Origin of the sequence: Halobacillus litoralis, from assembly GCF_020171725.1 — a bacterium.
Classification (GTDB): domain Bacteria; phylum Bacillota; class Bacilli; order Bacillales; family Halobacillaceae; genus Halobacillus; species Halobacillus litoralis_F.
Map to the genome: position 1 here is coordinate 1 of NZ_JAIVAJ010000014.1, position 11,921 is coordinate 11,921.

Annotated in this window: 14 protein-coding genes and 12 tRNA genes; 1 reads left to right on the forward strand and 25 read right to left on the reverse strand. The window is 44.6% G+C overall.

The features are described 5' to 3' along the window. Nucleotides 1-123 precede the first annotated feature (123 nt). The 13 genes from LCM20_RS19470 to LCM20_RS19530 all read right to left on the reverse strand — a co-directional run bounded on the left by LCM20_RS19470 (nucleotide 124) and on the right by LCM20_RS19530 (nucleotide 2,031). A tRNA-Ile gene (locus tag LCM20_RS19470) sits at nucleotides 124-200 on the reverse strand. Between the two features lie 18 nt (nucleotides 201-218). Then, nucleotides 219-292: transfer RNA gene (locus tag LCM20_RS19475), tRNA-Gly, on the reverse strand. Nucleotides 293-320: 28 nt separating this feature from the next. Next, nucleotides 321-397, reverse strand: a tRNA-Pro gene (locus tag LCM20_RS19480). Between the two features lie 8 nt (nucleotides 398-405). Beyond that, a tRNA-Arg gene (locus LCM20_RS19485) sits at nucleotides 406-482 on the reverse strand. A gap of 72 nt (nucleotides 483-554) precedes the next feature. Continuing rightward, nucleotides 555-641, reverse strand: a tRNA-Leu gene (locus LCM20_RS19490). Nucleotides 642-684: 43 nt separating this feature from the next. Continuing rightward, nucleotides 685-766, reverse strand: a tRNA-Leu gene (locus LCM20_RS19495). A 9-nt stretch (nucleotides 767-775) separates the two neighbouring features. Beyond that, nucleotides 776-851 (reverse strand) — tRNA-Lys (locus tag LCM20_RS19500). A 116-nt stretch (nucleotides 852-967) separates the two neighbouring features. Continuing rightward, a tRNA-Gln gene (locus LCM20_RS19505) sits at nucleotides 968-1,042 on the reverse strand. 9 nt (nucleotides 1,043-1,051) lie between these two features. Further along, nucleotides 1,052-1,128 (reverse strand) — tRNA-Asp (locus LCM20_RS19510). A 14-nt stretch (nucleotides 1,129-1,142) separates the two neighbouring features. Continuing rightward, nucleotides 1,143-1,214, reverse strand: a tRNA-Glu gene (locus tag LCM20_RS19515). Between the two features lie 19 nt (nucleotides 1,215-1,233). Continuing rightward, nucleotides 1,234-1,324 (reverse strand) — tRNA-Ser (locus LCM20_RS19520). A gap of 4 nt (nucleotides 1,325-1,328) precedes the next feature. Then, nucleotides 1,329-1,403, reverse strand: a tRNA-Asn gene (locus LCM20_RS19525). Between the two features lie 172 nt (nucleotides 1,404-1,575). After that, nucleotides 1,576-2,031 carry a SprT family protein gene (locus LCM20_RS19530; protein WP_225197193.1) on the reverse strand — a complete coding sequence of 152 codons (456 nt, stop codon included), beginning with the start codon at nucleotides 2,029-2,031 and terminating at the stop codon, nucleotides 1,576-1,578. Between the two features lie 77 nt (nucleotides 2,032-2,108). Between LCM20_RS19530 and cmpA the strand changes: the two genes are divergently transcribed. Beyond that, a complete protein-coding gene (gene cmpA, locus LCM20_RS19535) occupies nucleotides 2,109-2,219 on the forward strand; it encodes a cortex morphogenetic protein CmpA (RefSeq protein WP_225197161.1) in 111 nt (36 codons plus the stop codon). A 34-nt stretch (nucleotides 2,220-2,253) separates the two neighbouring features. Here cmpA and LCM20_RS19540 read toward each other — a convergent pair whose 3' ends face one another. From LCM20_RS19540 to alr, 12 genes are all read right to left on the reverse strand, one after another. Beyond that, on the reverse strand, nucleotides 2,254-4,422 hold the full coding sequence (locus LCM20_RS19540) for a Tex family protein (RefSeq protein ID WP_412098012.1): 2,169 nt from the start codon (nucleotides 4,420-4,422) through the stop codon (nucleotides 2,254-2,256). A gap of 142 nt (nucleotides 4,423-4,564) precedes the next feature. Next, nucleotides 4,565-5,158 (reverse strand): PP2C family serine/threonine-protein phosphatase, encoded by a 594-nt coding sequence (locus LCM20_RS19545; RefSeq protein WP_225197162.1) that lies wholly within the window; start codon nucleotides 5,156-5,158, stop codon nucleotides 4,565-4,567. Beyond that, nucleotides 5,158-5,937, reverse strand: coding sequence for an RNA polymerase sigma factor SigB (gene sigB, locus LCM20_RS19550; protein ID WP_225197163.1), 780 nt, complete (start codon nucleotides 5,935-5,937; stop codon nucleotides 5,158-5,160). The genes LCM20_RS19545 and sigB overlap by 1 nt, the downstream gene beginning before the upstream one ends. After that, nucleotides 5,909-6,385, reverse strand: coding sequence for an anti-sigma B factor RsbW (rsbW, locus tag LCM20_RS19555; RefSeq protein ID WP_263622204.1), 477 nt, complete (start codon nucleotides 6,383-6,385; stop codon nucleotides 5,909-5,911). Before rsbW ends, sigB begins: the two co-directional genes overlap by 29 nt. A 2-nt stretch (nucleotides 6,386-6,387) precedes the next feature. Continuing rightward, nucleotides 6,388-6,717: an STAS domain-containing protein gene (locus LCM20_RS19560; protein ID WP_225197164.1), complete on the reverse strand. Its 330-nt coding sequence runs from the start codon at nucleotides 6,715-6,717 to the stop codon at nucleotides 6,388-6,390. Nucleotides 6,718-6,781: 64 nt separating this feature from the next. Continuing rightward, nucleotides 6,782-7,792 (reverse strand): PP2C family protein-serine/threonine phosphatase, encoded by a 1,011-nt coding sequence (locus LCM20_RS19565; protein WP_225197165.1) that lies wholly within the window; start codon nucleotides 7,790-7,792, stop codon nucleotides 6,782-6,784. A 14-nt stretch (nucleotides 7,793-7,806) separates the two neighbouring features. After that, nucleotides 7,807-8,208, reverse strand: a complete 402-nt coding sequence (locus LCM20_RS19570) for an anti-sigma regulatory factor (protein ID WP_225197166.1) — start codon at nucleotides 8,206-8,208, stop codon at nucleotides 7,807-7,809. A gap of 3 nt (nucleotides 8,209-8,211) precedes the next feature. Beyond that, nucleotides 8,212-8,568, reverse strand: coding sequence for an STAS domain-containing protein (locus LCM20_RS19575; protein WP_263622205.1), 357 nt, complete (start codon nucleotides 8,566-8,568; stop codon nucleotides 8,212-8,214). 5 nt (nucleotides 8,569-8,573) lie between these two features. Further along, nucleotides 8,574-9,443: an RsbT co-antagonist protein RsbRA gene (locus LCM20_RS19580; protein WP_225197168.1), complete on the reverse strand. Its 870-nt coding sequence runs from the start codon at nucleotides 9,441-9,443 to the stop codon at nucleotides 8,574-8,576. Between the two features lie 443 nt (nucleotides 9,444-9,886). Next, nucleotides 9,887-10,237, reverse strand: a complete 351-nt coding sequence (locus LCM20_RS19585) for a type II toxin-antitoxin system PemK/MazF family toxin (RefSeq protein ID WP_079477431.1) — start codon at nucleotides 10,235-10,237, stop codon at nucleotides 9,887-9,889. A 5-nt stretch (nucleotides 10,238-10,242) separates the two neighbouring features. After that, complete coding sequence (locus tag LCM20_RS19590) at nucleotides 10,243-10,524, reverse strand: CopG family ribbon-helix-helix protein (RefSeq protein WP_225197169.1); 282 nt, start codon at nucleotides 10,522-10,524, stop codon at nucleotides 10,243-10,245. Between the two features lie 141 nt (nucleotides 10,525-10,665). Next, nucleotides 10,666-11,823, reverse strand: a complete 1,158-nt coding sequence (alr, locus tag LCM20_RS19595; RefSeq protein ID WP_225197170.1) for an alanine racemase — start codon at nucleotides 11,821-11,823, stop codon at nucleotides 10,666-10,668. Nucleotides 11,824-11,921: the final 98 nt, after the last annotated feature.

Here is an 11,921-nt window from a genome sequence, read left to right on the forward strand (position 1 = left end):
TAAAAGTTAAGTTTGACTTGCTCATTTGCACATCGAAATGTGCTCGTTGTCTTTTCTTCACTAAGAAGAAAATATTGACGTACTGGTTGGTTCGTTCAGTTTTCAAAGATCAAAATGTTACAATGGTGGGCCTGAGTGGACTTGAACCACCGACCTCACGCTTATCAGGCGTGCGCTCTAACCAACTGAGCTACAGGCCCCAAAGGTAAAACATTTAATGGAGCGGGTGAAGGGAATCGAACCCTCATCATCAGCTTGGAAGGCTGAGGTTTTACCACTAAACTACACCCGCATATGATATTTTAAGTAAGTAACTCGGATGGTCGGGAAGACAGGATTCGAACCTGCGACCCCTTGGTCCCAAACCAAGTGCTCTACCAAGCTGAGCTACTTCCCGTAAGTAAATGGCGCGCCCGAGAGGAGTCGAACCCCTAACCTTCTGATCCGTAGTCAGACGCTCTATCCAATTGAGCTACGGGCGCCTTTTGAAGCGACAATATTTATTGTATCATTTCTTTCGGTTTAACGCAAGGACTTTTTTTAAAAAGTTTTAATGGTGCGGCCGAGAGGACTTGAACCTCCACGGGGTTGCCCCCACTAGGCCCTCAACCTAGCGCGTCTGCCGATTCCGCCACGACCGCAAATGTTTAATTGATGCTAATCATGGTAGGTAAAATTGAAAAGTGCGGGTGGAGGGACTTGAACCCCCACGCCGTGAAGCACTAGATCCTAAATCTAGCGTGTCTGCCAATTCCACCACACCCGCATGTTACAATGGTGAGCCATGAAGGATTCGAACCTTCGACCCTCTGATTAAAAGTCAGATGCTCTACCAGCTGAGCTAATGGCTCTCAGTAATTGAAAGTTTACTTCAAGATCGCTAGTTTGATATGTTCTTGTTTTTTTAAGCACAAGATATATCATATAACGTTTATTTTGTTTTGTCAACCACTTTTTCAAAAGAAAATGGCTGGGCCAGCTGGATTCGAACCAGCGCATGACGGTACCAAAAACCGTTGCCTTACCGCTTGGCTATGGCCCAAACATGTAATGGCGGTCCGGACGGGACTCGAACCCGCGACCTCCTGCGTGACAGGCAGGCATTCTAACCAACTGAACTACCGGACCTAATGAAATTAAAGTGACCCGTACGGGATTCGAACCCGTGATACCGCCGTGAAAGGGCGGTGTCTTAACCACTTGACCAACGGGCCATTATTGTAAAGATAATAATGGCGGAGAAGGAGGGATTTGAACCCTCGCGCCGCTTACGCGACCTACACCCTTAGCAGGGGCGCCTCTTCAGCCACTTGAGTACTTCTCCGTAATGGCTCCAACGGTAGGATTCGAACCTACGACCGATCGGTTAACAGCCGATTGCTCTACCACTGAGCTACGTTGGAATGTAAGTATTTTTGTTTCGCTGTAAAGTTCGTTATCATCAGCGACGATTTATATCTTATAACATCCTGCCGATAATGTCAAACCTTTTTCGCAAAAAAATAAGTTGTTTCTTTGCGGTTATTGGCTTGTCTCAATCGACCTTTATAAATTTAACACGCTGTCCCTATTCCGTCAATGGATTTTCGATATCTTTTTTAATTTCCCTTTACATTTTCCACAGCAGTACTTGGATGTATCGACTTTTCTCTTGCGCTCATAAGTCTTACCGCATGATTGACACTGATATTGATGGTAGGTTTTCACTCGTTCAGAAGGCAGCGGGCTGCAGTGTCTAGGTGATCCAGTCACTCTTAACAGCTCCTTGAATTCGGGATCGCCGTGTCCGAATCCTTTCCCTTCAATATGCAAATGATAATGACAGAGCTCATGCTTAATGATACCAGCGAATTCCTCTTCCCCTAATTCCTTTAAATACTTAGGGTTTAATTCGATTACGCGCTTGGAAGGAATATAACGCCCTCCTGTCGTTCGTAAGCGGGGGTTGAACATGACGTCATCTACAAAAGGTTTGGAGAAATACGTTTCGGATAATTCATTTGTCCAATTGCGTAGTGCGGATTGTTCCATCGCCACTTCTTCACACCTCCTCGTCTCTTTGCATAATGTATCATAACACACAAATTCTATGGAAGGGGTGGAGGTCGATGCCTTCTTGGTTACAGAAGCAAATGTCAAAAGCCTTCTTCAATAAGGATAAGTATCAGATTAAAATGCTTAATCAATGTTGGTACTACTATCAGCATTTATATAAATAACCCGGAAGCATAAGCCCCCGGGTTATTGACGTTTTTATTTCTTCATCATCGTAAGAGCGATGCGTTGTTTTTTCACATCTACGGAATCAACCCATACTGTGACGACATCACCGACAGCTACAACATCCATCGGGTGCTTCACGTAACGATTGGCAAGTTTCGATATATGAACAAGCCCATCTTGTTTGACACCGATATCGACGAAGGCACCGAAGTCGACTACGTTACGAACCGTCCCTTCGAGCTCCATCCCCTGTTCCAAATCTTCCATTGAAAGCACATTCGTTTTCAGTAGTGGCTTAGGCAGATCATCACGAGGATCTCTTCCTGGTTGAACGAGTGCCTTCTTGATATCTTCAAGCGTTAGTTTCCCGATCCCTAAAGCGTCTGCTGTTTCTGATGAATCGAGTTGATTCAATTCGTCAGCGACGCGGTCGGTACCAAGATCGGTTACGGATGCATGAACCATTTTCAGGAGAGACCTTGTTGCTTTATAGCTTTCGGGGTGGATGGATGTACGATCCAACGGCTCTTCCCCATCCAATATGCGCAGAAATCCGATACTCTGCTCATAGGTTTTAGCACCGAGACGTGGAATATCCTTCAACTCCGAACGCTTACGGAATTTGCCGACTTCTTCCCTTTTCTTCACAACATTGTTCGCTACCGTCTTACTCAGCCCTGATACATATTGAAGTAAAGAGCTGGATGCTGTATTGACGTTCACCCCTACTTGGTTAACAACCGTTTCGACAACGAACCTCAACGACTCGTTCAGGTTTTTTTGACTGACATCATGTTGGTACTGTCCGACTCCGATTGATTTAGGATCAATCTTAACAAGCTCGGCTAATGGGTCCTGTACACGACGCGCAATAGAAACCGCACTTCTTTCTTCTACTTTTAAATCCGGGAATTCCTCTCGTGCAAGAGTCGAGGCAGAGTATACACTGGCCCCTGCTTCATTGACGATCATATAGGAAACATCCAGGTTGTGTTTCTGAATCATTTCGGCGACGAAATGCTCCGTTTCACGGGAAGCTGTGCCGTTCCCGATCGCCATCAGTTCTATAGGATGCTTCTTCATAAAGTTCAAGATCGTCTTCTCTGCGCCTGCAATATCGTTCTTCGGTGCTGTCGGATAGATCACCGAGATATCGAGCACTTTTCCTGTCTCGTCTACGGCTGCGAGTTTACAGCCTGTCCGAAACGCCGGATCAATGCCAAGTACGATTTTTCCTTTTAAAGGTGGCTGCAGGAGCAAGTTTCTTAAGTTACTGGAGAAGACTTCAATCGCCTGCTCTTCTGCCTGCTCGGACAGATGGTTACGGATCTCCCTTTCGATTGATGGTTGGATCAATCGCTTATAAGCATCCTGCAAGGCATCATCAAGAAGACCGCGCAAGGACTCTGCCGTCCCTTTCTTGATCACCTGTCTTTCTAGATACTGCACAATTGAATCTTCAGGCGGTTCTACGGACACTTTCAGTACGCCCTCTTTTTCCCCACGATTCAAAGCCAGCACGCGGTGGGAGACGACTTGTCTTACAGGTTCCTGATAGTCGTAATACATTTCGAAGATGCCCTTCTCGTCTTCTTCGGCCTTTTTCTCCTTCGACGAGATCGTCCCCTTCTGAAGGGTTTGTTTTCGGATCTGTTCACGATAAGCTGGGTCGTCGGAGATCCACTCGGCTAAGATATCATTGACGCCGGACTGCACATCTTCCAACGTAGTGAGCTCATGCTCCTCCGAGAAGTATGTCTCCCCCTCCTTCTCAAAGTCGAACGCTTGCTGCTCCCACACCTTCAAGGCAAGAGGTTCGAGACCTTTCTCTTTAGCGATTGTCGCTCTTGTTCTTCTCTTTTGTTTATAGGGACGGTAAAGATCCTCGACTTTCTGAAGTTGAGTCGACGATTCGATTTCTTTTCTTAGTTCGTCAGTCAGCTTGCCCTGCTCATCAATAAGCCGGACCACTTCATCTTTCCGTTGTTCTAAGTTCTGCACATAATTCCACTGGTCTTCTATGGATTTAATCTGCACCTCATCTAGTCCGCCCGTCAGCTCCTTACGGTATCTGGCGATGAAAGGTACGGTGTTTCCTTCATTTAATAAGGTAATGACTTTTTCGACCGGCTGCTGTTTCAACCCAGCCTGTGTCGCTACTCGTTTGATCCACTCAGGGTTCAATGTTTCTTCACTCAATGCGTAGCCCTCCTTCTCTTCCTCTATCTGTATTGTATCAAATTCTCCCTACCTATACGTGCACACAAAGGAGGATTAAGTTTTCACAGCTCTACATAAGAACGCAAAAAGACCCCATTCTTTCTATTAGAATGAGGTCTTCTTATTCGTACTCCATGGCAATCAAAGTCGTATCATCATCCCTTGACTGACCATACAGCTCTTTATAATGTTCAATAATGCGGTCCACACCATCCGTGTGTACGCGCTTAAGAGGAAATCGACGATCATTGACGCCATCAGAGAACATGAGAAACTTCATTCCCTCTTCGACTTTCCCTTGAGATACACGCAGCTTTCTCGGGAATCCAGCCAAATAGCCGGCGAGGGGGATGTTTCTACTTTTCTTACCTTCCGCACTCACGATAATTACACCAATATTCCCAATCGATGAATACGAATAGGTTTGTGAGCGAAAATCAATCCGAAGAATCCCAAGCACAACTCCACGCTTCCCAACAAGAGCTTCATTACACTTGTTGACGAGGGATTCGATTGTAAGCTCCGGATAATCTTCAACGATTTCCATCACAGCTTTAGATGACTCACGCGCCATCTCTCCGCTGCCTAAACCATCGGCTATTGCACAGACAAATGCGTCTTCCGTTTCCTTATAAAAGTAGCTGTCTCCGCAGTAGTAGTTCCCCTTCTTCGCCTTTTGGTAGACAGCCAGGTTCATATGTTTAGTTTCGTCCATCAGAAAGCCTCAATAGACTCCGCTTGAAGAGCTTCTCTAAGTTTTCGAAGTGCACGGCGTTGCAGACGGGAAACGTGCATTTGAGAAATTCCGAGACGCTCACCAGTATCTTTCTGGCTCATATTTTCAAAATAAGTACATTGCAGAATTTCCTGCTCCCGTTCACTTAGAATAGGAAGTACTTTCTCTAAAAGCATCCGCTGATCAATATGGGAGTATCCGTCTTCAGCATTTCCGATCAAATCGAGAATCGTCACTGTGCTTCCGTCCGAATCCGCCTCGATTTTACGATCGACAGAAAGAGCTTTGTAACTCTTACCCATCTCCATCGTTTCAAGGACGTCTTCTTCAGATACTTCTAAGTGATCGGCAATTTCTTTAACAGAAGGCGAGCGTTGAAGAACACTCGTCAATTCTTCTGATGTTTTTTTGATTTTAGGACCTAGTTCTTTAATTCGACGGGGTACATGCACACTCCATGTTTTATCACGAATGAAACGTTTGATTTCTCCAATGATTGTCGGAATGGCAAAGGATTCGAAGGATTTACCGAAATCCGGATCGTACCGTCGTATAGCTGCCAACAGTCCAAGCATCCCTACTTGGACTAGATCTTCATGAATCGTGCTGTTTTTTGAGTATTTACGTGCGATCGATTCAACAAGGTCCTTATACGTAAGGACGATTTTCTCTTGGATTACTTCATCTCTTGGGTGCTCTTGCAAATGTTCGATCCACTCATACACCTCATCATTGTGATGTTGAGATTTGGTCGCCATCTTGACCCACCTCAGTTTCATGGAGATATTTTGTCATTAAAACAATCACCCCATATTTACTATTTATCTCCACTTTATCCATGAGTGCATCAATTAAGAATAATCCGAACCCACCTTCACGAAGTTCTTCGATATCATCATCCTGCTTATATGGGCCGATATCTTCTTTGATTTCCCCTAAGTTAAAGCTTCCTCCATGATCAGCAACCATCACTTCCAGACGGTTTTCGTAAATGCCGAAGCCGATGGTGATTTCACCTTCACCGGTTTCTTTGTACGCGTGCTTGACGGCATTCGTGATCGCTTCAGAGATGGCTACCTTCAAGTCCTCAATGTCCTCGAACGTAAAGCCCATACGGTTTGCGATTCCTGAGATGCTAAGGCGGACCACTCCGATGTATTCCGCTTTGGCCGGCACTTTAACTTCTACAAAATCAAATGATTCCATTATTACATTCCACCTTGTACTGTAGAATCGATGTTCATAATTTCCGTCAGACCAGTAATCTTAAACAGTCGATAAACACGATCCTGCATATGAATAAGCTTCATTTCAGAATTGTGCTCTTTTGTCGATTTAAGCGCGCTGATGAACACCCCAAGACCCGTGGAATCCATGTAATTTACCTGCTCAAAGTCAACTTCAACAACTTGGCCTTCTTCTTTCGTCAGTGGCAGAATGGTATCTTTTAACTTAGGTGCGGTGAACGCATCCACCTCACCCACTAAGGTTAAGTAAGCTACATCTTCCTTATGGGAAACATCTATAGTCAAATTCATCTGACAGTCCTCCTGTATTCCTAAAAAAGTCAATCAAAATACTCGTACCCCGTTCCTTGTTCCCTTAAACATTACGCCGTAACACAATTAATGTAAAATCATCACGTAAATGGAAATCCTGCAGGCGCTCAAAGTGTCGGTACACTTGATCGACAATGTCTTGAGGAGGCAGGTGGGAATAAGACTTAATGACATCCAGCACTTCATCCTGTTCGATAAAACGCTCACCTTGACGGCATTCCGTTACGCCATCCGTCAAGAGGATGATCATGTCTCCGCGCTTCACTTCTCTCTTGTACTGTGTATAAGCCGTGTCTGCGGAAACACCAAGTACAAGACCAGGCACATCAATTTCCTCAAATTCATCCGTCTCTTTATGATAGTAGAATCCAGGCTCATGCCCTGCGGAGGAATAGGAAAATGTATGATCATTTGAGTTGTAAAGCCCGTAAAACATCGTGACAAACATACTGGAATCGACGTTTCTCTCTACGACACGATTCAGGCTTCCGAGAATGACACTCGGATCCATTCTCATTTCCGGGAACGTGTCCATCGAATATTTGATCATCGACATGCAGAGTGCAGCCGGTACACCTTTTCCGATGACGTCCGCAACAGCAATACCTAAGTTCCCTTGATTATCGTAAACGAAATGATGGTAATCCCCATTCATCTGCTTAGCAGGCACGCTGAGTGCTCCGATTTCCACTTCATCGAGTTCCGGCTTCACAGTCGACAACAAGGTCTTCTGCATATTTGCCGCAACTGAAATCTCTGACTTCAGCTCTAACTGTTTTTCCCGTAAAGACTGGTGCTCCTGATAGGCCAGACCGTATGAAATCATAGTTTCTAATAAGAAATTCATCGATGATTGAATATACTCGGGCATTTCTGGGTATATTTCCTGTAACGATTGAATGTGAACATTGATAATTTCATCAGGTGAAATTTGATGTTGCATCGACTGCTTACTGAACTGCTCTGCTTGATATAGAGCTTGTTCATCTTTCGTCCGAATATACTCCTGCAGCAATTCTTTATAGTTCTCCAGGTCCAGCTTTAACGTGCTCATCTTTTATACCCCCTTTAACGGAGCCATTTCACTACTCTAATCTCGGTTCCCTTTCCTTCCTCAGAGTGAATGTCGAATTCATCCATCAAACGTTTCACTCCCGGGAGACCAGCTCCCAGTCCTCCCGAAGTAGAGAATCCATCTTCCATAACTTGGCTAATCTCTTGAATTCCAGGGCCATTATCCATGGCAATGATCGCAATCCCTTTATGATCAATCTCTTCTAACGCTTCAAAACACACTTTCCCTGTCCCCGCATATAGATAGATGTTCCTGGCTAACTCGGATATAGCAGTGGCAATTCGAGCCTGATCAACCGTTCCGAAACCGATTTTTCTCGCAATGTCTCGTCCCAATTGACGCGCTCCTACGATATCCCACTCCTTTTTAATGTTTACACAGGATTGGAAGTCCATAGGCTACTCCTCCAGTTCCTGTCGAAGTTTGATCAACCCTTGTTCTAGATCTAATGCAGTTGGGACATCTTGCAAGTGAATGCCCAGGTCAATAAGTGTCATCGCCACAGCAGGCTGAATACCTGTGAGAACCACTTTCGCTCCCATTAGATCTGACATCGTTACGACATCTCCTAATACTTTCGCAATAAAAGAGTCGATTATATCAACGGAAGTCAAATCAATGACGACACCTGATGCTCCATTTTCATGGATTTTGCTCAGTAAATCTTCCTGGAATTGGATCGCTGTTTGATCATCTAAGTCTATTTGGATGGAAATTAGCAAGTAATTGTGAAGCTTTAATATAGGTATTCTCAAAATCTTCACTCCCCATCTAGCGAATCAATTAGTTTTTCAATATCTTCGTTTTTGTTGTAGGTTTCTTCTATTCTGCGGTTCGTTAATTCGAGAGCGGTCTCAAATCCTTTTCGAAGTGAACTCTTCGTCGGGAACTTCCCAAGATCGATGCCCAGGTTCACAATTGTCTGAGCGATCTCTGGACGAATGCCCACTAAAATACATCTTGATCCGATCAAACGCACGGCTTCTGCAGCCTGGATGATATGATGCGCAACCATCGTGTCTACAACCGGCACCCCGGTAATATCGATGAGCACAACTTCCGCGTTATGTTTGATGACACCATCGAGCAGGTTCTCCATGATCAACTTCGCACGCTCTGTATCAATGGTACCGATCAACGGCATGATGGTGATATTCTCCATGACCGGAATCAGTGGTGCTGATAACTCCTGCAAGGCTACGCGCTGAAGGGATACAATGTGTTCCCAGCTCCCTGAGTATTCGTTGATCAGTTGATTGATAATTGGATCGACCCATCCATCAACTTCTCTCAACACTTCAGAGAATGTATTCGCATCCACCTGTTCCGATTGTTGTAAAATGAATCCCGTCGTCACACGCCGAAAGACCTGCATGCCGTCTGTCAGATAGCTCAGCGGCCAGCCAAGATTAATAAGGCGCTCCGAGAAATCATCAAGATCAGAAGAAAGTCCATGATTCTCTATACTACTGAAAATAACATTAACGAATTCACGATTCGTACTTTCAAACATCTCTGAAGAAATGTTCGATGTATAGTCGTCCTTTTTATGGGTCTCGAATTCCTCCAGCCACATTTTCACAATGGCATCGCTATGATCCAGTACGATCTCTTTCAACTTCTTATCCATATTCGACCTCCGCCTTCATCCCGTTTGTACATATTCGCTCAATTAGTATTTGAATATAATTTTAACAAAAAAACAAATAAGTTCATACCATTTGGCACATTAAGTATTTTCCAAGAAAACGCACCATGGTCCATTCCCTACATACTTTTATTATAAACCTACTTCTACGAAAGACTACATGTATTTATTTCTACATCGTTCCCCATAATTCCTATGATGCAGCGTAATATTTACGACATGGTTGATTTTTTTTAGAAAAGGGAGGGCGGTTGGCATTGGTATAAAGGATGGGGTGTTCCAACGAAGCTCGTACATAGTCAACAAAATGAACAGCATTCTAAGAACATTAGTGGTGATAAAATATACTAAAAAAGCCACCTGTGTACAGGTAGCCCTTAGCATCTGAGAGGATGTGGAATCTCTATCTTTTTTATAAGGTTTGTTTAAAAATCGATTAATCCAAGGCTGATCTGCAATGCTTTGTTCACTTCTTGCATCATTGGATCATCAAGTTGAGTGATCTTATCGGTCAAACGCTGTTTATCGATCGTTCTGATTTGTTCCAAAAGGATCACAGAGTTTCGTTCGAACCCGTATTTTTTTGCATCAATTTCGACGTGAGTAGGAAGTTTGGCTTTTTGTATTTGCGCTGTAATCGCTGCTACGATTACGGTTGGGCTGAAACGATTACCAATATCATTCTGCAGGATGAGTACCGGACGCACCCCGCCTTGCTCTGAGCCCACAACTGGGGACAAATCAGCGAAATAAACGTCTCCTCGTTTGACTATCACTGGCTTCACACCCCGCCCACTAATTGCTCCAGGGTGTGTTCTGCCTCCTCTTCAGCCTGAAACGCTTCTGAAGCGATGTTTAAATTAATTTTAGCCATCTCCATGTAGCCTCTTCGCATGGATTCTCTGATATGGCGTTGTTTCTTCTCACGCAAATACATTTTAGTAGCTTGACACATGAAATCGCTCCGATCACTATTATCGAGTTGAATGAAGCCGTCCACTTCATTGAGTAGGTTATCCGGAATCCGGATGATAATCTCTTGCATGCTGTCGGACAAAACCATACACCTCCACCATCTTCTCTCAAAAGAAAACCAGTCAATTAGTCCACTCTAATCTTATCAAACGGGAGTGTCTATTGCAAAGGCGTGCTGGAATTTTTTCGTATATTGTGTAGCGGGCTATCCTATGATAGGGGATATTGTCTACAACGCATTCTTTACATCTACTATTTCTCCGTTACGGAAAAACATTCGCGGCACACGCGAACTGATCATGCACGGTATTTCGTAATTGATCGTATCCAGGTAATCGGCCACCTCGTCTGCGGTAACCTCTTCTTCGCCTTGTTTACCTATTAAGGTAACCTTTGTCCCTATAGGATATTCCTGGTCGAGCCGAATCATGAATTGATCCATACAAATCCTTCCAACAATTGGATGACGTTTCCCGTCTACCAGCACGTCCATCCCCTGTAATTTGCGAATCCAACCATCGGCATAGCCGAGCGGAACGGTTCCGATCCACTCTTCCCCACTGGTTTGGTAAGTAGCTCCGTAGCTGACGGATTCGCCGGGTTGCAGCTTCTTCACATGAATCAGTTGACTCTTTAACGATAAAGCAGGCTTTAAGCTTACCGGCTGCTCTTCTTTTACAGCCGGGGAAGGATAGAGCCCGTACATACTGATTCCGTAACGGACCACATGCTTCATCCGTTCCGGAAATCTCATACTGGCAGCACTGTTCCCTGTATGAATTTCGACATTTCCCGGCCAAATCCTTTCAAAATCTGAAAATAATTGTTCAAATCGTCTTTCCTGCTCGTATTGAAACTGCAAATCCTCTTCGTCTGCTGTGGCGAAATGGGTAAACACTGCTTCCAATATGAAACGCTCATCATCTTTAATAAAGCGAAGGAGGGACTGCATCTCCTCCGTTGTCCGAATGCCGATCCGCCCCATTCCTGTATCCCATTTCATATGAAGTTTCAATGGACCGGGCAGCGTATGAGATGAAACTTGTTGAACCCACTGCTCTTGGAAAACTGTTACAGAAATGTTGTTGGCTGCGGCAATCGAGGCATCCTCAGGTCTTGTCCACCCCATCACAAGAATAGGGGCTTCAATTCCCGCTTCTCTGAGCCTTAATGCTTCATCCAGTAAAGAGACAGCCAGTCCTTTCACACCAGACTGCAAAGCCTGCCTGGCTACATGGACGTCCCCGTGCCCGTATGCGTTCGCTTTCACGACGGCATAAATGCCTGTATCATTCTGCAAGCGTTCTTGAAGCGCTCGTATATTATGATCAATGGCTGAGAGTTCGACTTCAGCCCATGAATCGCGGTAAAAAGTTTCAATTGACAACGCACTCCACTCCTCCGTCTCATTTCGTTTAACTTTTATTATTGAACGCGGGAGTGCGGCTGTCAATAAAAGATACGGAGAAAAAGTACAAAAATAAA

Coding starts and splice junctions, on each gene's coding strand:
- LCM20_RS19565 (WP_225197165.1), bottom strand. CDS start 7,792: ATGAGCACGTTAAAGCTGGACCTGGAGAACTATAAAGAATTGCTGCAG.
- sigB (WP_225197163.1), bottom strand. CDS start 5,937: ATGGCGACCAAATCTCAACATCACAATGATGAGGTGTATGAGTGGATC.
- LCM20_RS19570 (WP_225197166.1), bottom strand. CDS start 8,208: ATGGACTTCCAATCCTGTGTAAACATTAAAAAGGAGTGGGATATCGTA.
- LCM20_RS19545 (WP_225197162.1), bottom strand. CDS start 5,158: ATGGACGAAACTAAACATATGAACCTGGCTGTCTACCAAAAGGCGAAG.
- LCM20_RS19530 (WP_225197193.1), bottom strand. CDS start 2,031: ATGGAACAATCCGCACTACGCAATTGGACAAATGAATTATCCGAAACG.
- cmpA (WP_225197161.1), top strand. CDS start 2,109: ATGCCTTCTTGGTTACAGAAGCAAATGTCAAAAGCCTTCTTCAATAAG.
- LCM20_RS19580 (WP_225197168.1), bottom strand. CDS start 9,443: ATGGATAAGAAGTTGAAAGAGATCGTACTGGATCATAGCGATGCCATT.
- LCM20_RS19590 (WP_225197169.1), bottom strand. CDS start 10,524: ATGGTTTTGTCCGACAGCATGCAAGAGATTATCATCCGGATTCCGGAT.
- rsbW (WP_263622204.1), bottom strand. CDS start 6,385: ATGGAATCATTTGATTTTGTAGAAGTTAAAGTGCCGGCCAAAGCGGAA.
- LCM20_RS19560 (WP_225197164.1), bottom strand. CDS start 6,717: ATGAATTTGACTATAGATGTTTCCCATAAGGAAGATGTAGCTTACTTA.